A 23,034-nucleotide genomic window follows, 5' to 3' on the forward strand; every position below is an offset into this window, starting at 1 on the left:
TCATCAGGCGGTTTCCGCCGCCCGCCGGTCCTGCTGGGCGTGCTCGTCCAGCGGCGTGTGCGGTGCGGGCCGCTGGTCCTTGCGGGTCCGGGTCAGGTAGACGACCAGCGCCAGGATCGTGGCCAGGAACAGCGCGCTGGTGCCCACCGTGCCGAGGCCGAGACCGCCGTCCGCGCGCGGCTGCGAGAGGTAGTCGCCCAGGGACGCGCCCAGCGGCCGGGTCAGGATGTACGCCAGCCAGAACGCGAGCACGGCGTTCAGCCGCAGCCGGAAGTGCGCCAGCGCGACCACCGCGATGACCGCGCCGAAGGCGAGCGCGGAGAGCCAGTAGCCGAGGTTCATCCGCTCCGCGACCAGGTCGCCCGCCGCCGTGCCCAGGGCGAAGGTGAACAGGATCGCCAGCCAGTAGAACGCCTCACGGCGCGGGGTGCGGATGCTGTGGATCGACAGCGTCCGCTCGACGGCGAACCAGAGCGCGAAGGTCGCCGCCAGGACGACCGCGAAGACCGCGGTCGTGGTGGTCAGCGCCACCCCGAGGTTGTCGGTCAGATTGTCCGTGACCAAGGTGCCCACCACGCTGATCAGCACCACCGCGAGCCAGTACACGCCCGGCACGTACCGCCGTACCCGGAACTGCGCCACCAGGGCCGCCACCAGCAGCACCGACATCACGTACGTCGTGTTCGTCAGGCCCATGTGGAGATTGGTGTTGAGATAGTCCGCCGCGGTCTCGCCGACCGTGGTGCACAAGACCTTGATCAGCCAGAAGTAGACGGTGACTTCCGGCACCTTGTTGAGCATCGTGCGCACCCCGGGCGCGGAGCCCGAGCGTTCCATGGTCGTTGTCATGCCGCGCAGGCTGGCACGCGGCGCCTGAACACAACCTGAGCGCCGCCCCGCCTCCGGCCGCCCGGCCCTTCCCCGACGTGCCCGGTCGTCAATACTGGGCCCATGACCGCCCACTGCGTCCTGATCGTCGAGGACGACCACGGACTGCGCGACGTCCTCGCCCGCGGCCTGCGCGAAGAGGACTTCGAGGTGCTCACCGCCGCCGACGGCGCGAGCGCGCTGCGTACGGTCGGCCCGCGCGTGGACGCGGTCGTCCTCGACGTCGGCCTGCCCGACTCCGACGGGCGGGACGTCTGCCAGGCCATGCGCGCCGTCGGCATCGAGGCCGCCGTGCTCTTCCTCACCGCGCACGACGCGCTGCACGACCGGCTGTCGGGCTTCTCCTCCGGCGGCGACGACTATCTCGCCAAGCCCTTCCACCTGGCCGAGCTGACCGCCCGTCTGCACGCGGCGCTCCGCCGCGGCAACCGCGTGGCGGCCCGCGAGGTCGAGGGACTGCGCCTGGACCCCGTCACGCACGCGCTGTCCGCGGACGGCGGCGCGGCCGTACCCCTGACCCCCACCGAATTCCGCATCCTGGCCTGCCTGATGGCCGCGCCCGGCGCCGCCGTACGACGGCACAGCCTGGTACGGGCGGCGTGGCCGCACGGCGCCCAGGTCAGTGACAACACCCTCGACCAGTACGTGTCGCGGCTGCGCCGCAAGCTCCGCGAGACGGGCAGCACGCGCGGCATCGACACCGTGCGCGGCATCGGATACCGGTTCGCGTGAGGCCGCCCGCGCGCGTGCGACGTCCGGGCCGGGCGGAACGCCCGAGCCGCGCCGGGCAGCAGCCGCGCGCGGGGCGGGCGCGCCGCCGAGGTCTGTCCGGCACGCTGCCCGCGACCCTGCGCGGCCGACTGGCGCTGCTCGCCCTCGTCACCACCGTGCTGTGGGTGGCGCTGCTCACCGCCGCGTTCAACGTCGCGCTGCACGAGATACTGCGCCGCCAGGCCGACGACCTGCTGCGCACCCGCGCCGCGGCCGTCGCCGCGACCGTCGACATCCGCGCCGACGGGACCATCGCCGTCCGGGAACCGGGCGACGACGGCGCGCTCGACAGCGGCATCTGGATCTACCGCGGCACCCACGTCGTCGAACTCCCCGCCGCTCCGGAACCGCTCCAGCGCCGCGCGGACGCCCTCGCGGGCAAGGGGACCCGATTCGCCGACACCTCCACCCCGCGCTCGACCCGGCTGTACGCGATGCCGCTGAGCAGCGCGGGAGTTCAGATCGCCACCGTCGTGGCCGCCGCGAGCCTGGAGCCGTATCTGCTCACCGCCCGTTCGGCGCTGGCCGGTTCGCTCGGCCTCGCCCTGCTGCTGGTCGGCGGCGTCTACCTGGTCACCCGCATGGTGATCGGCCGCGCCCTGCGCCCGGTCAGCACCATGAGCGATCAGGCGTCCCGCTGGAGCCGGTACGGCGCGGCGCAGCGCTTCGGCGCGCGGGAGGCCAGGCCCGCGGAACTGGCCGCGCTGGCCGCCAATCTGGACCAGCTCCTCGACCGCCAGGCGGCCGTCCTGCGGCACGAACAGCAGCTCACCGCCGAGCTCTCCCACGAACTGCGCAATCCGCTGGCCCGGATCACCGCGGAGACGGACTGGCTCACCGCCCGCCCCCGCACCGCGGACCAGTCCCGCTCCTCCCACCAGGCCATCGCCGCCGCGGCCACACAGATGGCGCAGATCTGCCGGACACTGCTCAGCGAGGCCCGGCAGCCGTCCGCGGCGGCGGCGGGCCGCTGCGCCGCCCTCGACGTCGCCCGCGCGGTCGCCGACCGCAGCCGCGCCGAACACCCCGAGGCGCCCCCGGTCACGGCGTCCGGCGAGCCGGTGGACGTCGGCGTCACTCCCGAACTCCTCGAACGCGTCCTCGCCCCGCTGCTCGACAACGCCCGCCGCTACGCCGCCCGCGCGATCGCCCTCGAATGCGTCCGACTCCCCGACGGCGCGCGGGTGTTCGTCGCCGACGACGGCCCCGGCGTCCCCGCCGAACACGCCGAGGCCGTCTTCGAGGCGGGCCGCCGCTTCGGCTCGGAGACGGACGCCCACGACGGCGCCGGGCTCGGCCTCCCCCTGGCCCGCCGCCTCGCCCGCGCGGCAGGCGGCGACATCACCCTGGTCCCCGCACCGCGCGGAGCCCGCTTCCAGGTGACACTCCCGCCGGGCTAGGGTCCGTTCCGCGGATCACGAACGGCCCCTCGGCCCCGGCCCCTTCGGCCCTGGCACGCACGCCCGTGCCCGGCGTCGTCAGGACCGGCGGCCGCGCGGGCGCCGCGCCGGGCGGGTGCCGGGAGCGGCGCCGGTGGCCTGCCCCGAGGCGTGATCGCGCAGCAACCTCTCCAGCAACCTCTCGTCCTCCGCTGGCAGTTCGGAGACGAAGCGGGCCAGGACGGCCGCGCGGTCGCCGCCGGCTTCCAGCAGGTCGCGCATGCCGGCCGCCGCGTGGCCCGCCTCGTCCCGCACGGGGGAGTAGAGGTAGCCGCGTCCGGCGCGCTCGCGGGTGACCAGGCCCTTGTCGTGGAGGCGGGTGAGGATCGTCAGGACGGTGGTGTAGGCGGGCTCGCCCGCGACCTGTTCGCGTACGGCGCCCGCCCCGGCCGGCTCGCCGACGGCCCACAGCGCCGCGAGGACTTCGCTCTCCAGCTCGCCCGGCGCGCGTCGCCCGGCGGCCGGGCCTTCCTGCTCGGCCACGCTTCCCGCTCCTTCGTAGGAATCCTCACGGTACTACGGCACGACCTGGCCGCCCCGGCCCCGGCCGCCCGACCAACCGGCCACCGCGAGACCCCCGTGATCGCGCAACGGGCCGACCGTCAGGCCGCGTTCCTGACAGAAGTCGAGAAGGCGGGGGAGCGCCCCGAGCGTGTTGCGCCACGACCCGGTGGCCGAGGCGCAGTCGGAGTCGTGGAGCAGGACGGTGCCGCCGCCGCGCAGGTCGCGGGTGACGGTGTCGAGGACGGTCCGCGGCGTCGCGCGCCCGCGCCAGTCCTCGCCCCAGGCGGTCCACAGCACCGGCGTGAGTCCGAGGCGGCGGCAGGCCAGATGCGTACCGGCGGTCATGACGCCGTACGGCGGCCGGTAGAGCGTCGGCGCGCCGCCGGTGAGGCCGCCGACGAGGTCGCGGGCGCGGGCCAGGTCCTCGTACGTGGTCCAGGGGCCGCGCAGCAGCGCGGGCCGGTGGGTCCAGCCGTGGATCGCGACCTCGTGGCCCGCCTCGTACATCTCCGTGACGAGGCCGGGGGAGCGGACGGCCATCGAGCCGAGCAGGAAGAAGGTGGCCCGCACGCGGCGGGTGTCGAGCAGTCGCAGGAAGTGCGGGGTGGACAGGTGGTCGGGGCCGTCGTCGAAGGTGAGCGCCACGCTGTCGGGCCGTCCGCGTCCCGACAGCCGCGGCATGAGCCGGTTGCGCAGCGGCCCGAAGGTCGACAGCGCGGGCCCTGCGTACGCGGCGGCCAGCGCGGACGCGGCCACCGCACCCGTGCGCAGGACGGTACGGGCGACGATCCGCCGGTCGGAATGAGGAGTCACGGTGATCGGCCTCCTTGCGGGCGTGGGCAGCGGGAGCCGGGCATGCCGGACCCGCGCCCCGCGGTGACCTCGGCGGACGGCCCCGGCCGGGGGCTGCCCGCGAATCTACTACACGTTGTAGAAGGTGGACGAGGTGCCCGTCGATCGGAGGGCGCACGGGGCGAGCGGCGGCGGTCTCCCGAATCCACGGACGGGCAACATTGGATCTTGCGAGAGAAAGTAGAGATTGAGCAAAGATAAGTTCGTATATTGCGCTGCCGTGTCCACGACATTACGGTTCCCCTTGCGCCGTCACCCCCCACCCGTCGACCGCTTCAGCGCAACGCCCCAGTCGCCATCCCCTTCACCGCCACCGCGACGGGCCGTGTCCCAGGCCCGCTCCGGCGTCGGCGGCCCAGCTCCGCTTCACCTCGCTTCTCCATGCCCTCGTACGGCTGTCCGCACGGCGCAGGTCCGGCATTCCGTGTCGAAAAGGAGCAGACGTTGTTCCAGCCCATCAGATCCCTGAGGCGCACCATCGCCGTGGGAGGCACCACCGCGCTGATCGCCGCCGCGGGCGTCATCGCCCTCGCGGCCCCACCGGCATCGGCCGCCGCAGCCACCGGCGGCAGCGGCGCGAGCCTTCCCTACGTCGAGGTGCAGGCGGAGAACTCCGCCACCAACGGCACGGCTATCGGCCCGAGTTTCGCCGCGGGACAGCTCGCCGACGAGGCGTCGTACCGCAAGGCGGTGACCCTCTCGGGCAGCGGCAAGTACGTCACCTTCACCACCCCGGTCGCCACCAACTCGATCGACTTCCGCTACAGCATCCCCGACGGCTCGGGCGGCTCGGTCTACACCGCCCCGCTGTCGTTCGCGATCAACGGCGCCGCACAGCCCGACTTCACCCTCACCAACGCCTATAGCTGGTACTACGGCAGCTACCCGTTCACCAACACACCGGGCAGCAACCCGCACCACTTCTACGACGAGGTCCACCGGCTGCTCCCGCAGACGTATCCGGCCGGCACCACCTTCACCCTCCAGACCAGCGGCTCCAGCGCCGCCACCACCATCGACTTCGCCGACTTCGAGCAGGTCGGCGCCGCCCTCCCGCAGCCGTCCGGCTCGGTCTCGGTGACCAGCCAGGGCGCCGACGCGACCGGCGCCGCCGACAGCACGGCCGCCTTCAACGCGGCGATCAACGCGGCGGGCCCCGGCGGCACGGTGTGGATCCCGCCGGGCACCTTCAAGATCCCCCGGCACATCACGGTCAACAACGTCACCGTCACCGGCGCGGGCATGTGGTACTCGACGGTGACCGGCGCGGCGCCCGGCTTCTACGGGCTCGGCGAGCCCGACAGTTGCGGAGTCGGCGGCAATCGCGGGGTGAGCAGCAACGTCCACCTCTCCAACTTCGCGATCTTCGGCCAGGTCGGCGAGCGCAACGACTGCGACCAGGTCAACGGCATCGGCGGCGCGATGAGCAACTCCACCGTCTCCAGCCTCTGGATCGACCACCTGAAGGTCGGCGCCTGGATGGACGGGCCGATGGACAAGCTGACCCTCAGCGGTCTGCGGATCCGTGACACCACCGCCGACGGCGTCAACTTCCACGGCGGAGTGACCAATTCGACCGTCACCAACAGCGAGATCCGCAACACCGGCGACGACGGCATCGCCACCTGGGCCGACGCCGCGCTCGGCGCCGACGCGAACGACACCATCTCCAACAACACCGTGGAGACCCAGATCCTGGCCAACGCCATCGCGATCTACGGCGGCCACGACAACACCGTCAGCGGCAACCTCGTACGGGACACCGGACTCGCCCAGGGCGGCGGCATCCACGTCGGCCAGCGCTTCACCTCCACCCCGGTCGGCACCACCACGATCTCCAACAACACCCTGATCAGGGCGGGCAGTCTCGACCCGAACTGGCAGTTCGGCGTCGGCGCGCTGTGGTTCGACGGCAGCCAGGGCGCCATCACCGGCCCGATCAACGTGACCAACGCGCTGATCCAGCAGAGCCCCTACGAGGCGGTGCAGTGGGTCGAGGGCACCGTCAGCGGGGTCAGCCTCAACAACGTGACCATCGCGGGCGCCGGCACCTTCGCCCTCCAGGAACAGACCGGCGGCGCCGCGAAGTTCACCAACGTCACGGCCACCGGCATCGGCGCCAGCTCACCGATCTATAGCTGCGAGGGCAACAACTTCACCGTCACCGACGGCGGCGGCAACTCCGGCATCAGCGGCACCCCGTTCTGCGGCGGATTCCCCACCCCCGTCTTCCCGCCCTACCCGGCGGAAGGCGTGACCGCCAGCCCGAGCGCGCTCAACTTCGGCTCGGTCGCCACCGGTTCGACCAGCGCCGCCCAGACCGCGACGGTCACCAACCCGACCGGCTCGGCCGCCTCCGTCTCCGCCATCACCACCAGCGGTGACTTCTCGCAGACCAACACCTGCGGCACCTCCATCCCGGCCAACGGCTCCTGCACCGTCAGCGTGAAATTCGCGCCGACGGCGACCGGGGCGCGTGCCGGGACACTGACCGTCGGCGCGGGCGGCAACACCAGCACCGTCGCCCTGTCCGGCACCGGCACCGCGCCCGGCCCGATCCTGGGCACCAACCCGGCGAGCCTGTCCTTCGGCGGCACGGTCGTCGGCGCGACGGCCGCCCCGCAGACCGTCACCGTCACCAACTCCGGCACCACCACGGCCACCGTCTCGGCCGTCGCGGCGACCGGCGACTTCACCCAGACCAACAACTGCTCGTCGCTCGCGGTCGGTTCGTCCTGCGCGGTGACCGTCACCTTCAAGCCGACGGCCGGCGGCACCCGTAACGGCACGCTGACACTGACCAGCAACGCCAACAACAGCCCGACCACGGTCGCGCTCAGCGGCGCCGGAATCGACAGCAGCACCGACATCGCCGCAGGCCGCCCGGCCACGGCGAGTTCCGCCAACGGCACCTTCGTCGCGGGCAATGTCACCGACGCGGACGCGTCCACGTACTGGGAGAGCGCCAACGGCGCCTTCCCGCAGTGGGTCCAGGTCGACCTCGGGCAGAACTACGCCGTCGGCAAGGTGACCTTGCGGCTCCCGCCGTCCACGGCGTGGGCCACCCGTACCGAGACCCTGTCCGTACAGGGCTCCACGGGCGGCACCTCGTTCAGCACCCTGTCGCCCTCCGCCGCGCAGACCTTCGACCCGAGCGCCAACAACAACACGGTGACCCTCACCTTCCCCGCGGCCACCGCCCGCTACGTACGGATCAACGTCACCGCCAACTCGGGCTGGAGCGCCGCCCAGTTGTCCGGCCTCCAGGTCTACCCGAGCGGCGGCACCAACCCGTCGTCCGCGACCTTGTCCGTCACTCCGACCTCGCTCACCTTCGCCTCCCAGGCGCCCGGCACCACCAGCGGCGCGCAGAGCGTGACGGTGACCAACACCGGTACGGCCGCCGCGTCGATCAGCTCGGTCACCGCCTCCGGGGACTTCTCGCAGACCAACACCTGCGGCACGTCGCTCGCGGCCAACGCCAGTTGCTCGGTCGCGGTGAAGTTCACCCCCACCGCCTCCGGCACCCGCACCGGCACCCTGACGATCAGCGGGAACGCCTCCAACAGCCCCACCACCGTGGCGCTGACCGGCACCGGCAGCGGCACCGTGAGCACCAACCTGGCGGCGGGCAAGGCCACCAGCGAGTCCAGCCACTCCGACGTCTACGGGTCCTCCAACGTCACCGACGGCAGCCAGAACAGCTACTGGGAGAGCGCCAACAACGCCTTCCCGCAGTGGGTCCAGGTCGACCTCGGCTCCGCGCAGAGTGCGAGCAAGGTCGTCCTCCAGCTCCCCGCGGGCTGGGGCGCCCGCAACCAGACGCTGTCCCTGTCGGGCAGCACCGACGGCAGCACCTTCACCACCCTCAAGTCCTCGGCCTCCTACTCCTTCGACCCCGCCTCCAACAACACGGTCACCCTCACCTTCACCGCGGCCACCGCGCGGTACTTCCGGGTGACGGTCACCGCCAACTCCGGCTGGCCCGCCGGGCAGATCTCCGAATTCCAGGTCTGGAACACCTGACCCGGACTGACCTCCTCCGACCCGACCTCCTCCGGCCCGGCCCGACCCGGCCGGCGTCCCTGAGCACAACCGGCCCGGCCCCTCGCGTGCGATACGCGAGGGGCCGGTGGCGCTCCGGGGACGGCGACCAGGCGCGGACGGCCGGACGGAGGGGGAGCATTTTATGCCCAGTGCGGTCATGTACCGCTGGAAATTGCCAGAAGTCCTTCGCGCGAGTGCCACCGTGCGTAACGTGACGGTCACTGCCGATCCGTCGGCGGGCCAACAGCGGCCTCACGCAGGGGAGTCGGGTGTCCGGGATAGACGAGTGCCTGCGCGAGGCCATGACGCTGCCGGGAGCCCGGGGCGCCGCTCTCGTGGAGTGGATCAGCGGGCTCTCCCTCGGACAGGTCGGAGACGCGCCGGGCGGTGACCCCGAGACGGCGGCGGCCGAGACCGCGGAATTCGCGCGCATGGCCGTGGAGCACTCGGCGTTCGAACCGGCGGAACCCCTCGGCTCACCGCGCGGCGGGACCACGGGACCCGCCGCGCCCGCCGCTGCCTCAGGACCCGCAGACACCGCCAAGGGACTGCCGGTCGAGGACGTCATCGTCGTCACCCGCACCGGCTACCACCTGCTGCGCTTCGTCGAAGCGCCCTTCGACGGCGGGGTGTTCCTGCACCTGTGGCTCGACCGCGAGCACGCCAACCTCGCCCTCGCCATGATGCGCGTACGCGACCTCGCCGAACGGCTGGTGCTGGCATGACCGGGCCGCTGTCACCGATGCTGCTGCGCCTGGCCGAGGAGGGCGCGACCGGCGCGCTGCTCCGGGACAGCGGGGCGCTCTACCTCGCGGACGGCGTCGTGGTGCACGCCGAGAGCCCGGCCACCCCCGGCATCGACGTCCTGCTGACCGCCGGCGGCCGACTTCCCGTCGAGGTGTGGCAGGAGGCGGTGGACGCCGCCGGAGCCCGCTGCCGGACCGCCCGCCACCTCCTGGAACACCGCAGGATCTCCGCCGCGGAACTGGAGATCAGCCACCTCGGCGCGCTCTACGACGCCGCCTTCTTCGTCCTCGCCGCGGGCAGCGGCCCCACGCGCTTCCGGCACGGTGTCGTCCACTGGTTCGGCCCCGTGCGCCCGGTGCGGGTGGCCGAGGTGGAGCGCGAGACCCGCCGCCGCCGCGGACTCCTCGACGCCCTGTGGCCGTATCCGCAGCTCGACACCGCCCCCGTCGTCCGCCGCAGGGCCGCGTGCCTGCCGCCCGTACCGCGTCGGCAGCGGGCCCTGCTGGACCTCGCGGACGGGGTACGCACCCCGTCCGCCATCGCCACCGTGCTCGGCAGGCCCACCTTCCACGCGCTGGTCGACGTACGGCGGCTGGCCGCCGCCGGGTACTGCGAGACCCCGCGGCGCGCGGCACCGCCACCAGGGCAGGGGCGGCCACCGGGACGGGCACAGGAAGCCGCATCCGCACCGGCCACCGCGGACCGCGCCGGGTACCTGCCGGGACCTCCCGACGTCGGCACGCTCCGCAGGGTCCTCGACGCCTTGGAGGCACGACCGTGAAGCGCACTCCCGCCCGCAGGACCGGGACCGCACAGATATGAGGCGCGTCGTGCGACAACGCGCCGACAAGAAGGTCGGAAGGAGAGAGGAGAGAAGGAATCTGATGGCGCAGGAGGCCGAGATACGCGAGGAACTGCGGCGGCTGCGGGCCCGGCTGCCGCACGCGACGGGCGCGCTCGCCGCGGGCGTCGACGGCATGGTGCTCGCCCAGGAGGCGGACACCGTGGAGGCCGAGGGAGTGGCGGCCCTCACCGCCGCGGCGCTGGGCGTCGGCCTGCGGCTGACCGACACCGCGTCCCACGGCCCCTTCCGGGAACTGCTGGTCCGCGGCGAGCAGGGATACGTCGCCATCTACGCCGCGGGCACCGCCTGCGTGCTCACCGTCCTGGCCGGACCGCAGGTCAACGTGGGCCGGCTGCACATGGAGGCCCGCCGCTCCGGCGCGCACATCGCGCACCTGGTCGACGGCGACCCCGAGCCACGGGAGGACGCCCCCACACCATGACCACCCGACCCACCCGGACCGGCGGCGCCCGCCACCGCGCGCCCACCGCCCCCGACGCGGCAACGGCATCGACCGTATCCACCCCATCGACCGTATCCACCGCGTCCACCGCATCCACGTCAGCACCGCACATGAACCGACCGGAAGGAAGCCCAGCCATCATGGCCAACACCGAAACCGCCCTCAAGGACGCGATGACCTCGATCGACGGCGTCATAGGCGTCGCACTCGTCGACTACACCAGCGGAATGGCGCTGGGCGCCCTCGGCGGGGGCAAGGAACTCGACCTCAACGTCGCGGCGGCCGGCAACACCGACGTCGTCCGTGCCAAGGCGCGCACCATGGAACTGCTCGGCCTCAAGGACGAGATCGAGGACATCCTCATCACCCTGGGCTCGCAGTACCACCTGATCCGGCTGCTCAAGGGCCGGGGCAAGAACGGCCTCTTCCTGTACCTGGCGCTGGACAAGTCGCGCGCCAACCTGGCGATGGCCCGGCACCAGTTGAAGCGGATCGAGAACGACCTGGAGCTGTGACCGGGCCGTCGCGCCCGTACGCCGTCGGCCGTGCCCACCGGGCCGCGCGGAGACGGCCGTCCTGCCGGGCGGCCGTCTCCGCGCGACATCCGTTCACGGCCCGCTCACCAACCGCCCGTAGCCCGAGCGCGCCGCCCGTCCGAGGCCCGCGTCCGGCCCAGAAGGAGAAGCCGAAAAAAAGATGGGTGTGAAGCGACTGGGGTGGGGCAGAAGCCCTGACGGTTGTGCCGGACAACCGGACAGGGGCAAGAACATGCGTTCCAGCGCGATGGCCGTGAACGGCCCGCATCAGCAGGCCGGGCAGGACATCTGGGCGGGAGCCGCGTACGACGGCGAGACCGGATCGATCGCGGCGGCCCGCGCCTTCACCGCCGACTTCCTGGCCGGTGTGACGGGCGGGCGCGCCCAGCCGATCCCCGCGGTCGTCGTCGCCGACGCGCAACTCGTGGTGAGCGAGCTGGTGACCAACGCGTGCAAATTCGCGCCGGGTCCCTGCGCGCTGAACCTGGAGATCCAGGGCACGGAACTGGTGATCACCGTGTGGGACACCGACTCGTCGATGCCGCTCGCGCGCGCGGCGGAGCCCGGCAGGATCGGCCAGCACGGCCTGGAGATCATCCTCGCGGTCTGCGAGGGCTTCGACGTCCGGCGCGAGCCGGTGGGCAAGCGGATCAAGGTGCGCGTCGCCCTCGGAGCGTGAGCGCCTGACCCGGTCAGGGGGCGTGGGCTGACGCGTTACGCGCCGCCCGCGCTTCCGCACGCTCCTGTTCGCGAGCCGCGCGGTGATCTTCACTGGGTACGGAGCGAGCTGCCCGCCTGAACTCTCGGCCGGATCTCGCCGAGCCACCAGGAGCACCGTGACCACCGGCCAGGACGCGGCTCAGCCGCCCCCTCAGCAACCGACCCCTCATGACCCGCCGCAGGCCCCGCCCCACGGTCCGCCGCCGCCCCGGCGCCCCCGGCGCGTGGTCTTCGACGCGCCCTTCACCGACCGCACGGCCTGGGCGGCGGGCCGCACCTCCGCCTACCCGGAGAGCGGCCGCAATCCCGGCGACAACAAACTCGACCAGATCGGCCCCGCCTACGCCCCCACCGCCGGGGGTGTCTTCCGCGCCCGGCGGGCGGCGGGCGGCGTCTGGCACACCGACCTGGTGTCGACCGAGTACGCCCCCGGCGGCTTCGAGCTGCTGCCGGGCGACGAACTCACCGCCACGTGCGTGGTGCACGCCCCGCAGGGCGCCTGGCCCGCGATCTGGACCTGGGGCCGCGACAGCGACGCGGGCCGCCCCCAGCCGGGCCACGGCGAGATCGACCTCTTCGAGTACCACCCCACCAACCCGCGGCTGCTCGAACTGTCCAACCACGTACGCCCCGGCGGGTTCGAGGCGGCCGACGTGATCGCGCCCGGCCGCCCCTTCGCACTCCGGGTCCGCTTCGACGCCGACGACGTCTGCTGGTCCATCGACGACGAGGTCGTCTTCCGCGACGGCCACGGCGTCGGCCCCGCCTGGCGCGCCTGGCCGGTGGTGAACATCAGCGTGTCCGCGGGCGCGTACGGGCACACCCCGCCCGACGCGCGCACCAGCCTGCTGCACTGGGAGTGCGCCGGACTCACCGTCACCCGCTGATCCGGACCCGGTGGCTCACGCCGTCGCCCGCAGTGCCTCCTCCGCCGTCGAGTACACCTTGAGGACGCGGTCCACGCCGACGATACGGAGCAGCCGCGCCAACTGCGGCGGCACGGCGGCGACTCGCAGGTCACCGTGCTGGTGGATGCTCAGCAGCAGATTGAGGAAGCTGGAATCGGCGAAGGTGATCCCGCTGGCGTCGAGCACCAGCACCCGGCCGGCCTCGGCCGCCTCGGTCAGCTCCTGCCGCAACGGCCCCAGCGTGTCCGCGTCGAGGTCGCCGTGCGGGGTGACAATGCGCGGGAGGTCGCCGACGACCGGGTCCCTATGCGCGTCGTGGTGTGTCGACATATGACAAGTATGTCCAGCGTCACGGGGGAGAGGAAAGAGCGGATCAGGGCGAACCCGAGTGCGCCCCCGTCGACGCGCGCCGGTGGAGCCCGATCCCAGGTCAGAAACTGATCGCAAGCGGTCGGAACCAGTCGCAAACCGATGGGCCGCTGCGGCGGACCGTCCGCTAGGCGGAGCGGGCGTGGATCCCCATGCCGCCGGAGACGATCAGATTGTCGCCCGTGATGTAACCGGCGGCGTCGGAGGCGAGGAAGGCGACCGCCTCGGCGACATCGGCGGGGGCTCCGACGCGGCCGAGAGGAACGTCCTCGCCCCACGCGGCGACCGTCTCCCGGCCGATGCCCAGCTTGCCGTACGCGGGAGTGTCGATCAGGCCGGGGCTCACCGCGTTGACCCGGATACGGCGCGGGGCCAGTTCGATGGCGAGCGAGCGCATCAGAGGCAGCAGCGCTCCCTTGGCGGCGGTCATGGCCGCGCCGAGCCCCTCGCCCGCGCCGATGGTGAACACCACGGACGCGCCCTCGTTCAGCAGCGGGAGCGCCTTCCGCAGGGTGAAGAAGTTCCCCTTGACGTTGATGTCGAACAGGGCGTCGAAGGCGGCCTCGTCGGTGGACTCGATCGGTCCGGGCCGGGAGATGCCCGCGTTGAGATGGAGCAGGTCGAGGGAGCCCAGGTGCCCGCGCGCCCGCTCCACCGCCTGGTCGATGTCCGTGAGCGAACCGGCGTCGGCCCTGATGGCGACCACGTCGTGCGGCAGGCCGGAGCTGTCGACGCTGCCGAGGCCGGTGACCATGACGCGGTAGCCGCGCGCGTGGAGCAGTTCCGCGGTGGCCTTGCCGATCCCGCTGGTGCCGCCGGTGACGAGTGCTGTCTTTGCTGCCACGGTCGCTCTCCTTGTCGACGCGTGGGGCGCGTGGACGGCCCCACTGATTGTCACCGTACGCCCGTATGGCAGTGACTGCCAAATGTCGTGTGAATGCCACGATGGCAGGCCGCGCTAAGGTGATGTCATGACGCAGGGAACAACGGGCGACGGGCCGGCCGCGCCCACACTGTGGGACCGGACGCGGCAGCTCGCGGCCCGGGAGATCCTCGACACCGCCCTGCGGCTGTTCACACGGCAGGGGTACGACGAGACGACCATCGCGCAGATCGCCCGCGAGGCCGGTGTCTCGCAGCGCACCCTCTTCCGCTACTTCGGCACCAAGGAAGACCTCATCGGCGGCAGCCAGGAGCAGTTCGTCACCCTGCTGACGGAGACCGTTCGCGAGCAGCCCGCCGACGCCGACGCCTGGCAGACCCTGCGCGCCGCCCTTGAGGCCGCGCTCTCCGTCCACACCGGTCCCGAACAGGCCCTGGAGCGCTTCCGCCTGATCCACCGCACCGACTCGCTGCGCGCCGCCTACCTCGGAAAGCGCGTGCGCTGCCAGGAGGAACTGCTCCCGCTCCTCGAAGCCAGGCTGGCAGCCTCGGGCGCCGACCGAGTACAGGTCCGCGCCGTCCTCGCCACGGCCTTCGGCTGCTTCGACGCCGCCACCGCGACCTGGATCGAGGGTGACGGCGAGGGCGACATCCTCGACCTCTACGACCGCGGCCTGGCCGCGGTCCGCGACGTCCGCTGACCGGGTCGCGGGCGTACCGCCGCGACTCCCCGGCGGGGGCTCAGTCGTCGATGCCGGAGCGTTCGATGCCCGCCACGATGTGCCGCTGGAGGAGCAGGAAGACCAGCAGCAGGGGCAGGATCGACACCGCCGCCGCGACGAACAGCTCGTGGATGTTGACCACTTGGGCGGTGGTGAAGGTGGACAGCGCCACCTGCACCGTCCAGGACGACGTGTCCTGGCCGATGACCAGAGGCCACAGGAAGGCGTTCCAGGCGCCGATGAAGACGATCGTGGACACGGCCGCGAAGACCGGCCGGGAGTTGGGCACCACGATCCGCCAATAGGTGCGCCAGTAGCCGAGTCCGTCGACCTTCGCCGCGTCCTCCAACTCACCGGGAAAGCCCAGGAAGTACTGCCGGAAGATGAAGCAGGCGAACGCCGAGAAGATCGTCGGGATGATCAGGCCGCGCAGCGTGGAGATCCAGCCGAGCGAGGACACCAGCACGAAGCTCGGCACGAAGGTGACCGCGGCGGGCACCATCAGCGTGCCGAGAATCGCGTAGAACACCTGGTTGGACCAGCGGTACGGGATACGGGCCAGTCCGTATCCCGCCAGCGACGCCAGCACCACCGTGCCCACCGTCGTGGTGACCGCGATCATGGCCGAGTTGAGCAGCGACCGGGCCATCGGCACCGCCGGGTCGTCGAACAGCTCGCGGATGTTGGACCACTGGAGGTGGGTGGGGAAGAACGTCCAGTCCGGCGAGGTGATGTCCTGCTCGGCCGACAGGCCGTTGCGCACCAGCAGGTAGAACGGGATCAGGAACAGCAGCGCGAGTACCACGAGCAGCACCAGGCGCACCGCCCGCCCGAATCTGAGCAGGGCCTGCTCCATGTCAGTCCTCCCTCCTGCCGAGCCCGAACCAGCGGGCCTGGACGACGGTGACCACCGCGATGATCAGCGCGAGGACGACGGCGCCCGCGCTGCCCACGCCCAGGTTCTGCCCCCGCCCGAGCGCGGTGGTGTACAGGTACACCAACGGCGGCCGGGCGTACGGCGGATAGCCGCGGGAGTCGCTGAGCAGGTTGTAGAACTCGTCGAACGCCTGGAAGGCGTTGATGACCAGCAGCAGCGCCACCGCCACCGAGGTGGCCCGCAGTTGGGGCAACGTGATGTGGCGGAAGACCTGCCAGCCGGGCCGCGCGCCGTCCACCGCCGCCGCCTCGTACAACTGCGCGGGGATGCGCTGGAGTCCGGCGAGGAAGAGGATCATGTAGAACCCGGCCTGCAACCACAGCCGTACGGTCACGATCACCAGCCAGTACCACGGCGGGTGGGTGGTGGACAGCCACGCCGTCTGGTCGGCGCCGAACCAGCCCAGGACGGTGTTCGCCAGGCCGAACCGCACACCGTTGAAGATCGACAGCTTCCAGATCAGCGCCGCCACCACATAGGAGCAGGCGGCCGGCAGGAAGAACACCGAACGGAAGAACGCCTGCGCGTACCGGAGCCGGTTCACCATCAGCGCCAGGGCGAGCGAGAGCGCGTAGGTGGCGGGCACGATGAACAGCGCGAACACCCCGAAGGTGCGCAGGCTGTCGGTGAACGCCTGGTCGCCGAGGACGTCCGCGTAGTTGCCCAGGCCCACGAAGCGGTGCGGGGACACCGTGTTGTGCGCGTCGAAGAAGCTCAGATAGACGCTCCACAACAGCGGCACGTACGTGAACAGGGCGAGCCCGGCGGCGAATGGTCCGACGAAGACCCAGAACCACAGCGTGCGGTGTCTCACGACTTCTTCCGGACCCGCTGCAATTCGGAACTGGTCTTGCGCACCACCGACTTGAGCTCCGTGTCGGGGTTCGCGCCGTCCTTGATGATGCGGCTCAGCGCGTCCTGGTACGCGGTCTGGCTGGCCGGTGTCCACAACAGCGGCTGCGAGAAGCCGTGGTCGGTGGCGTACGAGACGGCGTCGGCCGCCGCGCCCTCCCGCAGTTTGGCCGCCTTCTTCGCCAGCGAGATCCGGGCCGGGATGTGGAAGCCGTAGGAGAGCGCGAAGTCCTCCTGGTACTCGGTCCTGTCGATCCACAGCCACTTGATGTACGCCTTGGCCTCGGCTTGGTGCTTGCTGCGGGAGTTGACGGCCGAGCTGTACGCGCCGACCGGCACCGTGGGCTTGCCCGCCGCGCCGTCCTTCGGGAACGGCAGCACCCCGAAGTCGTCCCCCAGGGCCTTCTTGACCGCGGGCAGCGCCCAGAGTCCGGACCACTGGAGCGCGGTGAGCCCCTGGATGAACGCCGAGGGGTCGGACCAGTCGGTCGGCGCGCCCAACAGCAGCGACTTGTCGGCGTAGAGCCGGTGGAACTTGGCCAGGGTGCGGGCGGCGGCCGGGTCGTCGAAGCCGACGGTGCCCTCCGGGGTCACCAGGCTGAGCCCGGCGGCGTAGAGCGGTGTACCGCCGAGCACCCCGGCGCCGCCGTCGTTGCCCAGGAACAGCCCCTTGACCTTCTTGGTGGTCAACTTCGCCGCCGCGTCGACCAGTTCGTCGAGCGTGGTCGGCGGCGCGATGTTCGCGGCAGTGAGCAGGCTCTTGCGGTAGTACAGGAGCTGCATGTCGATGACCTGCGGGACACCCCAGATCCTGTCCCCGTACGTCGTCACCACAGCCGGGTTGAAGTCGGCCTTCACCGGGCCGACCAGGTCGGTGACGTCCACCACTTGACCGCCCTGGATCTGGTCCAGCGTCGGGCCGCCCTCGAAGACGTCCGGTCCCGACGAGGTGAGCAGCGCCGCGGCGGTCTGCTGATCGTAGTCGCCGGGCCGCCACTGCACCTTGACGTTCGCCGCGGTGTACGCGTCGGCGTACCGGCGCACCGCCTGCTCCGTACCCGCTTCGCCGTACTGGTGGTACCACTGCTGCAAGGTGACCTTGCCGCCCTTGCCGCCCCCGTCGTCCCGGCCGCTGTTCGACCCGCAGGCGGCGGCCAGCGCACCGGTCAGGGCCAGGCTGCCTCCGGTACCGAGCAGTTGTCTGCGGCTGAACGTCACTGCGTATCCCCCTAGTCAGAGTGGGTCCCGGCGATCTTCGCGCTGGACCATGCACCAACCATGCAGGGGAATTACGACAGCGACATTGCGCCAACGTGGCGGCACCCTGGGTGGCGGCGCGGGCACTCTGCGCGGTCGTCCGCGTGGCGCGTGGGCGTCATCGTCGCACCTTGGAATCGCACAAGGCCGCTTGTCAGTCGGCGGGCGATGGGGGGATGAAGAGTGCCACCGCGGGACCGGCGCGACACCGTTAGCCGGACGTGTCCTGTCGGCAGGACGCGCCGGTGCGCAGGTTCACGGAGGCGCCGGCGATGACCGAGTCGAGCCGGTCGCGGGTGTGTGTCAGATCCGCGATGTGCCGGTCGATCTGATCACGCTCGACGGTGAGGCGATCCAGAAGCTCGGGCGTGGCCCGGCCGTCGATGACGCAGGGGGTGAGTGCGGCGATGGTCTTACTGGACAGACCGGCCGCGTACAGCTCCCGGATCAGATTGATCCGGTCGACCGCGGCCTCCGCGTAGTGGCGCTGGCCGCTGTCGCTGCGCTCGGAGACCAGCAGATCCTGCTCCTCGTAATACCGCAGCGCCCTGGTGCTGACGCCCGTGCGACGAGCCAGTTCCCCGATGCGCATGTCCCACTCCACGTCCCTGCGATCCGCGTCACAGCCACTTGCCTTTGACGTCAACGTCAGGTTTTAGCGTAACCAATGCGCCCTTCTCTCGGAGCTTCCTCCCGGAGAGCCCCGCTTCCCGAGCCACCGCACGCACGCCCGCACGCACGCACCTTCGCACGCCCGCCCCCCGCACCTCCGCACCTCCGCACCTCCGCACCCCCGCACCTCCGAAAGAGACACGCATGACCACGTATTCGGCGACCGGCCTCACCGGCCCCGCGCCCACCCCGACCGTCTCGGTCAAGCCGCTCGTCCTGCCCGCCCCGCACCGAGGCGCGGACCTGCGGGTACGGATCTCCGCCCCGGTCACCGGCACCCGTCTGCCGATCGTGCTGTTCGCGCACGGCTTCGGTTCCGACCTGGACGGCTACGCGCCGCTGGTCGACCACTGGGCCGCGCACGGCTTCGTGACCGTCCAGGCCACCCATCTGGACTCCAAGCGCTTCGGCCTCGCCGGGGACGACCCCCGTACGCCCGACCTGTGGCGCTACCGCGTCCAGGACATGAAGCGCGTCCTGGACGAACTCGGAACGCTGGAGGCGTCGGTGCCGGGCCTGGCGGGCCGGACCGACCGCGGCCGTGTCGTCGCGGCGGGACACTCCTTCGGCGGTCAGACCGCGGGCATCCTGGTGGGGCTGCGCGTCAAGGACCCGCGGACCGGCCTCGCCGAAGACCTGTCCGACCCGCGGGTCATGGCCAGCGTCCAGCTCGCCACCGCGGGCAAGGGCGGCGCGGAACTCACCCCCTTCGCCCACGAGCACCTTCCCTGGCTCCGTGACCAGGACTTCTCCCACATCACCGCCCCCGGACTCGTCGTCGCGGGCGACAAGGACGACCTCCCCCTCTCGACCCGGGGTCCGGCGTGGACCACCGACCCCTACACGCTCAGCCGAGGCGACAAGAGCCTGCTCACCGTCCGCGGCGGCGAGCACTTCCTCGGCGGCATCTCCGGCTACCGGTCGGCCGAGACCACCGACGAGGACCCCGGCCGCGTCGCTCTCGTCCAGCAGGTCACCCTCGCCTACCTGCGCCACATCACCGGCGATGACCACACCGACTGGGAGACGGCCCGCTCCGTCCTCGCCGCCGCCCACCCCCTGGGACACCTGGAGTCCAAGTGACCCGTACGGCGCCGGGCCGCCACCGACGATCGCGGCGACGCTGCTGATCCGCTGACGGCCCGCTCCTGTGCGGCGGCATCGCCGAGCCCGCGTGGACGGTGACGCGTGCGGACCAGCCCGTCGCGGACCCCGGCGCGACGGCCTCAGCCGAGGACCGGGGGGCGTGGTTGCCGGCCGGTGTCGGCGCTGTCCTCGCTCGTGAGGATCGCGCTCGCGATCACGTCGAAGAGGTGGTCGGCGCGGGGGGCGAGGGAGGGCTGGTCGCCGAGCCAGGCGAGCATGGCGACGAGGGCGAACAGGTCGGCGCCGTCGATGTCGTCGCGTGCCACGCCCGCGGCCTGGGCGCGGGTGAGGAGCCGCGCTCCGGCCGCGCGCAGGGTGACGCACGAGGCGTGGAGCGCGGATTCGGCGTCCTCGATGGCGGCGGCCATCAGGACGGTCACACCCCGGTACTCGGTCGTCCAGGCGACGCAGTCGCGCAGCCACGAGACGAGGGCGTCCTCGGGTGACCCCTGTGTCTCCAAGTCGGCCGCTCGCGACGTCAGTTCACCGAAGCTCGTGTGGAGCAGGGCTTCGAGCAGGGCCTCCCGGGTGGGGAAGTGCCGGAGCAGTGTCGCCAGGCCCATGCCGGACCTGCGGGCGATGTCGCGCAGCGAGACGTCGACACCGTGCTCGGCGATGACGGCGCCCGCGACGTCGAGCAGGTGGTCGCGGTTCTTCCTGGCGTCGGCGCGCATGGGTCCCTCTTGACTATCCGGATCAGTGGTCCATATATTCGGATCAGTGGTTCGGATAGATGGACCACTGATCCGTTCAGCGTATCCCCCGGTGGGGGCAGGAGACGACGATGCCCACGAAGATGCCGTCAGACACGATGCGGGCGATCCGGCTGCACGAGCACGGCGGCCCCGAGGTGCTGCGTGAGGACCGGGTGCCTATTCCCGAACCGGGACCGGGCGAGGTGCTCGTCCGCGTCCACGCGGTGGGCGTCAATCCTCCGGACTGGTACCTGCGCGGCGGGCTGACCTCGGTGCCGGGGGAGCCGGAGTCGACCGTCAGGCTGCCCGCCGTTCCGGGAACGGACGTGTCGGGTGTCGTCGAAGCCGTCGCTCCGGACGTGGACGACCTCGCCGTGGGCGACGAGGTCTTCGGTCTTCTGCGCTTCCCCGGCTTCCACGGCAGCGCCTACGCCGAGTACGTGGCCGCGCCCGCGTCGGACCTCGCGCGCAAGCCGTCCGGCATCGACCACGTGCACGCCGCCGGGGCGCCCATGGCCGGGCTCACGGCGTGGCAGTTCCTCATCGAGGCAGGACACGACCACCCCTCGCCCTTCCAGGCGGCGCGGCACCGCCCGACGCCGCTCGACGCCGACAGCAAGGTGCTCGTCAACGGCGCCGCGGGCGGCGTGGGGCACTTCGCCGTGCAGTTGGCGAAGTGGAAGGGCGCGCATGTCACCGCCGTGGCGTCCGGCGCGCACGAGGCGTTCCTGCGCGATCTCGGCGCCGACCGGTTCATCGACTACACCAAGAGCCGTCCCGAGGAGCTGGTGCACGACGTCGACCTCGTACTCGACGCCGTCGGCGGCCCCGACAGCAGGCGGTTCCTGCGCACCCTCAAGCGCGGCGGCGCCCAATTCCCCGTGCTTCCCGGGGACTTCGACGCCGAGGAGACCGCGAGGCTGGGCGTCACCGTCTCGACCGCCCAGGTCCGCTCGAACGGCGCGCAACTCGCCGAACTGGGACGCCTGCTCGACGCGGGCACGGTACGCGTCGCCGTCGACAGCACCTTCCCGCTCGCCCGCGCGCGGGCGGCGCATGAACGGGCCGCCCGCGGACACCTCCAGGGCAAGATCGTGCTCACGGTCGAGCAGGTCACGGCGCCGCGTTGAACAGCTTCCAGTTCCCCTCGGAGACGATCTCGACGCCGTCGTCGGTCACCTTGATGGCGGTCTGGTTGTCGATGGCGTATGCCGGGGCCTTGAGCGAGGCGGCCCACCGCTCCGCCTCGGCCATGGTGTTCTCGGGGCAGCCCGGACTGTCGAGGTGCGGGAAAAGGGAGAAGTCGACGACTCCCAGGGCGCGGTCGTCACCGGTGGGCGGCTGCCAGGCGACGAAGTGCTCCCCGACGCGGGGAGTCAGCACCATGCTCCCGGCGCTGAGCCCCACATAGACCGTGTCGTGCAGCGAAGGGAACAGGTCGGCCAGGCCGGACTCCCGCATCCAGTGAGACAGGTACAGCGCGTCGCCGCCGTTCACCAGCAGGACGTCCGTCTCCCGGACCCAGGAGACCCACCGCTCCTTGTCGATGCCGGGCAGCGCCGTGAGCTCCAGTACGCCGACCGACTTCCAACCCAGCCCGGTCATGGGGTGAAGGGACTGTCCGCTGATGAAACGCCACGGGCCGCCCGGATCGCCGTACGGGCCCCCGTACCCGGCGGTGGGAACGCACAGGGCGTTGGCCTCGGCGATCGGTTTGTCCAGGAGATCGAGCAGCGCCGCCAGAATGCTGGCGTTCTTGACACCGGAGTCGGTAAGGAGAAGCTTCATGACGCCCCCGCACTGATCGCTCTGTGAAAGTGAGCGAGCGACGCTAACACACCCGCTGTCGGCAGAGCAGGCGCGCGGAGACCGGTCGCCTCACGGCCAGGTCCAGGCGGTGTCGCGCAGCAGCCGGAGGCCGTTGAGGGCGACGACGAGAGTGGAGCCCTCGTGGCCCGCGACCCCGAGCGGGAGCGGGAGAGTGGCGGTCAGGTCCCAGACGGCCAGAGCGGCGATGAACACCGCGGCGACCGTCAGATTCTGGATCACCAGACGGTGGGCGGCGCGCGAGAGCTTCACGACGGCCGGGACGGTGGCCAACTCGTCGCGGATCACCACGGCGTCGGCGGTCTCCAGCGCGAGGTCGGACCAGGCCCTGCCCATGGCGACGCCGGTGTGTGCGGCGGCCAGCGCGGGCGTGTCGTTGACGCCGTCGCCGACGACCAGCACCTTGCGACCGCGTGCCTCCCACGCGCGTACGGCCGCTGCCTTGTCCTGCGGCAGCAGGCCGGCGCGTACGTCGGTGATGCCGACCTCTGCGGCCAACTGCGGGGCGGCCCGTACGTTGTCGCCGGTCAGCAGGACCGGGGGGAGGTCGGTCATACGGGCGAGGGCGGCGACGGTGGCGGCGGCGTCCGGGCGCAGCCGGTCCGCGATGCCCAGCACTCCCAGCGGCGTACCGTCGCGCAGCACCGCCACGGCCGTGCGCCCGGCGGCCTCCACCTCCCGCACTGCCTCGCGCACGCCGTCCCGCGCCGCCTCGCCGGTCCCGACGGGGAGGAGGCGGGCGGGGGAGCCGACCTGGACGGTGCGGCCGTCGACGGTGGCCGTGACGCCCTGGCCGGGGGCCGAGGTGAAGCCGTCGGCGGCGGACAGCGGAAGGCCGCGCTCGCGGGCCGCGTCCACCACCGCGCGGGCCAGCGGGTGTTCGCTGGGATGCTCGGCCGACGCGGCGAGCCGGAGCAGGGCGTCCGCTTCGAGGCCGCTGTCGGCCAGCGTTGGCC

General features: G+C 71.9%; 23 protein-coding genes and 1 pseudogene. 12 read left to right on the forward strand and 12 right to left on the reverse strand.

What is annotated here, in order from left to right:
- Positions 1-3 precede the first annotated feature (3 nt).
- Positions 4-849 carry a hypothetical protein gene (locus ACIQCJ_RS25255; protein ID WP_402712605.1) on the reverse strand — a complete coding sequence of 282 codons (846 nt, stop codon included), beginning with the start codon at positions 847-849 and terminating at the stop codon, positions 4-6.
- 102 nt (positions 850-951) lie between these two features.
- Here ACIQCJ_RS25255 and ACIQCJ_RS25260 point away from each other — a divergent pair, with 102 nt between their 5' ends.
- Both ACIQCJ_RS25260 and ACIQCJ_RS25265 read left to right on the forward strand, forming a co-directional pair.
- Positions 952-1,620 (forward strand): winged helix-turn-helix domain-containing protein, encoded by a 669-nt coding sequence (locus ACIQCJ_RS25260; RefSeq protein ID WP_391124879.1) that lies wholly within the window; start codon positions 952-954, stop codon positions 1,618-1,620.
- 14 nt (positions 1,621-1,634) lie between these two features.
- The gene (locus ACIQCJ_RS25265) at positions 1,635-3,059 is read left to right on the forward strand and encodes a sensor histidine kinase (protein ID WP_402712606.1); all 1,425 of its coding nucleotides are present in this window, start codon (positions 1,635-1,637) and stop codon (positions 3,057-3,059) included.
- 78 nt (positions 3,060-3,137) lie between these two features.
- Here the strand turns inward: ACIQCJ_RS25265 and ACIQCJ_RS25270 are convergent, their stop codons facing one another.
- Together ACIQCJ_RS25270 and ACIQCJ_RS25275 are read right to left on the reverse strand one after the other, a co-directional pair.
- Positions 3,138-3,581: a BlaI/MecI/CopY family transcriptional regulator gene (locus tag ACIQCJ_RS25270; RefSeq protein WP_355334889.1), complete on the reverse strand. Its 444-nt coding sequence runs from the start codon at positions 3,579-3,581 to the stop codon at positions 3,138-3,140.
- Between the two features lie 33 nt (positions 3,582-3,614).
- Positions 3,615-4,391, reverse strand: coding sequence for a polysaccharide deacetylase family protein (locus tag ACIQCJ_RS25275; RefSeq protein ID WP_355335760.1), 777 nt, complete (start codon positions 4,389-4,391; stop codon positions 3,615-3,617).
- A 507-nt stretch (positions 4,392-4,898) separates the two neighbouring features.
- Here ACIQCJ_RS25275 and ACIQCJ_RS25280 point away from each other — a divergent pair.
- The 7 genes from ACIQCJ_RS25280 to ACIQCJ_RS25310 all read left to right on the forward strand — a co-directional run bounded on the left by ACIQCJ_RS25280 (position 4,899) and on the right by ACIQCJ_RS25310 (position 12,698).
- Positions 4,899-8,480 carry a choice-of-anchor D domain-containing protein gene (locus ACIQCJ_RS25280; protein ID WP_402712607.1) on the forward strand — a complete coding sequence of 1,194 codons (3,582 nt, stop codon included), beginning with the start codon at positions 4,899-4,901 and terminating at the stop codon, positions 8,478-8,480.
- Between the two features lie 323 nt (positions 8,481-8,803).
- On the forward strand, positions 8,804-9,226 hold the full coding sequence (locus ACIQCJ_RS25285) for a hypothetical protein (RefSeq protein WP_391162934.1): 423 nt from the start codon (positions 8,804-8,806) through the stop codon (positions 9,224-9,226).
- Positions 9,223-10,029, forward strand: coding sequence for a transcriptional regulator (locus ACIQCJ_RS25290; RefSeq protein WP_402712608.1), 807 nt, complete (start codon positions 9,223-9,225; stop codon positions 10,027-10,029). Before ACIQCJ_RS25285 ends, ACIQCJ_RS25290 begins: the two co-directional genes overlap by 4 nt.
- Before the next feature lie 103 nt (positions 10,030-10,132).
- Positions 10,133-10,534 carry a roadblock/LC7 domain-containing protein gene (locus ACIQCJ_RS25295; protein WP_391047738.1) on the forward strand — a complete coding sequence of 134 codons (402 nt, stop codon included), beginning with the start codon at positions 10,133-10,135 and terminating at the stop codon, positions 10,532-10,534.
- Between the two features lie 161 nt (positions 10,535-10,695).
- Positions 10,696-11,070, forward strand: coding sequence for a hypothetical protein (locus ACIQCJ_RS25300; RefSeq protein ID WP_402712609.1), 375 nt, complete (start codon positions 10,696-10,698; stop codon positions 11,068-11,070).
- A 253-nt stretch (positions 11,071-11,323) separates the two neighbouring features.
- Positions 11,324-11,770, forward strand: coding sequence for an ATP-binding protein (locus ACIQCJ_RS25305; protein ID WP_402712610.1), 447 nt, complete (start codon positions 11,324-11,326; stop codon positions 11,768-11,770).
- A gap of 157 nt (positions 11,771-11,927) precedes the next feature.
- A complete protein-coding gene (locus ACIQCJ_RS25310) occupies positions 11,928-12,698 on the forward strand; it encodes a beta-glucanase (RefSeq protein ID WP_401307382.1) in 771 nt (256 codons plus the stop codon).
- A gap of 15 nt (positions 12,699-12,713) precedes the next feature.
- On the opposite strand, the gene ACIQCJ_RS25315 is transcribed toward ACIQCJ_RS25310, so the two are convergent.
- Entirely contained in the window at positions 12,714-13,049 is a 336-nt protein-coding gene (locus ACIQCJ_RS25315; protein ID WP_355334871.1) for an STAS domain-containing protein, read from the reverse strand.
- A gap of 166 nt (positions 13,050-13,215) precedes the next feature.
- Positions 13,216-13,932, reverse strand: coding sequence for an SDR family oxidoreductase (locus tag ACIQCJ_RS25320; RefSeq protein WP_391047731.1), 717 nt, complete (start codon positions 13,930-13,932; stop codon positions 13,216-13,218).
- A gap of 127 nt (positions 13,933-14,059) precedes the next feature.
- On the opposite strand from ACIQCJ_RS25320, the gene ACIQCJ_RS25325 reads away from it, so the two are divergent.
- Complete coding sequence (locus ACIQCJ_RS25325; RefSeq protein WP_402712611.1) at positions 14,060-14,671, forward strand: TetR/AcrR family transcriptional regulator; 612 nt, start codon at positions 14,060-14,062, stop codon at positions 14,669-14,671.
- Positions 14,672-14,711: 40 nt separating this feature from the next.
- On the opposite strand, the gene ACIQCJ_RS25330 is transcribed toward ACIQCJ_RS25325, so the two are convergent.
- From ACIQCJ_RS25330 to ACIQCJ_RS25345, 4 genes are all read right to left on the reverse strand, one after another.
- The gene (locus tag ACIQCJ_RS25330; protein WP_355334863.1) at positions 14,712-15,548 is read right to left on the reverse strand and encodes a carbohydrate ABC transporter permease; all 837 of its coding nucleotides are present in this window, start codon (positions 15,546-15,548) and stop codon (positions 14,712-14,714) included.
- Between the two features lies 1 nt (position 15,549).
- A complete protein-coding gene (locus tag ACIQCJ_RS25335; RefSeq protein ID WP_355334860.1) occupies positions 15,550-16,443 on the reverse strand; it encodes a sugar ABC transporter permease in 894 nt (297 codons plus the stop codon).
- Positions 16,440-17,699, reverse strand: coding sequence for an extracellular solute-binding protein (locus tag ACIQCJ_RS25340; RefSeq protein ID WP_391162622.1), 1,260 nt, complete (start codon positions 17,697-17,699; stop codon positions 16,440-16,442). The genes ACIQCJ_RS25335 and ACIQCJ_RS25340 overlap by 4 nt, the downstream gene beginning before the upstream one ends.
- A 250-nt stretch (positions 17,700-17,949) precedes the next feature.
- Positions 17,950-18,330, reverse strand: coding sequence for a MerR family transcriptional regulator (locus ACIQCJ_RS25345; RefSeq protein WP_355334854.1), 381 nt, complete (start codon positions 18,328-18,330; stop codon positions 17,950-17,952).
- Between the two features lie 224 nt (positions 18,331-18,554).
- On the opposite strand from ACIQCJ_RS25345, the gene ACIQCJ_RS25350 reads away from it, so the two are divergent.
- The gene (locus ACIQCJ_RS25350) at positions 18,555-19,493 is read left to right on the forward strand and encodes an alpha/beta hydrolase family protein (RefSeq protein ID WP_402712612.1); all 939 of its coding nucleotides are present in this window, start codon (positions 18,555-18,557) and stop codon (positions 19,491-19,493) included.
- Between the two features lie 143 nt (positions 19,494-19,636).
- On the opposite strand, the gene ACIQCJ_RS25355 is transcribed toward ACIQCJ_RS25350, so the two are convergent.
- Positions 19,637-20,230, reverse strand: coding sequence for a TetR/AcrR family transcriptional regulator (locus ACIQCJ_RS25355; RefSeq protein ID WP_402712613.1), 594 nt, complete (start codon positions 20,228-20,230; stop codon positions 19,637-19,639).
- Between the two features lie 122 nt (positions 20,231-20,352).
- Here ACIQCJ_RS25355 and ACIQCJ_RS25360 point away from each other — a divergent pair, with 122 nt between their 5' ends.
- Entirely contained in the window at positions 20,353-21,381 is a 1,029-nt protein-coding gene (locus ACIQCJ_RS25360; protein WP_391048215.1) for a zinc-binding dehydrogenase, read from the forward strand.
- On the opposite strand, the gene ACIQCJ_RS25365 is transcribed toward ACIQCJ_RS25360, so the two are convergent.
- Together ACIQCJ_RS25365 and ACIQCJ_RS25370 are read right to left on the reverse strand one after the other, a co-directional pair.
- On the reverse strand, positions 21,365-22,039 hold the full coding sequence (locus tag ACIQCJ_RS25365) for a Type 1 glutamine amidotransferase-like domain-containing protein (RefSeq protein ID WP_402712614.1): 675 nt from the start codon (positions 22,037-22,039) through the stop codon (positions 21,365-21,367). The genes ACIQCJ_RS25360 and ACIQCJ_RS25365 overlap by 17 nt on opposite strands.
- Positions 22,040-22,129: 90 nt before the next feature.
- Positions 22,130-23,026: pseudogene (locus ACIQCJ_RS25370) on the reverse strand (HAD-IC family P-type ATPase); the annotation flags it as partial.
- Between the last annotated feature and the right edge of the window lie 8 nt (positions 23,027-23,034).

This window comes from Streptomyces sp. NPDC093221, assembly GCF_044753885.1.
Classification (GTDB): Bacteria; Actinomycetota; Actinomycetes; order Streptomycetales; family Streptomycetaceae; genus Actinacidiphila.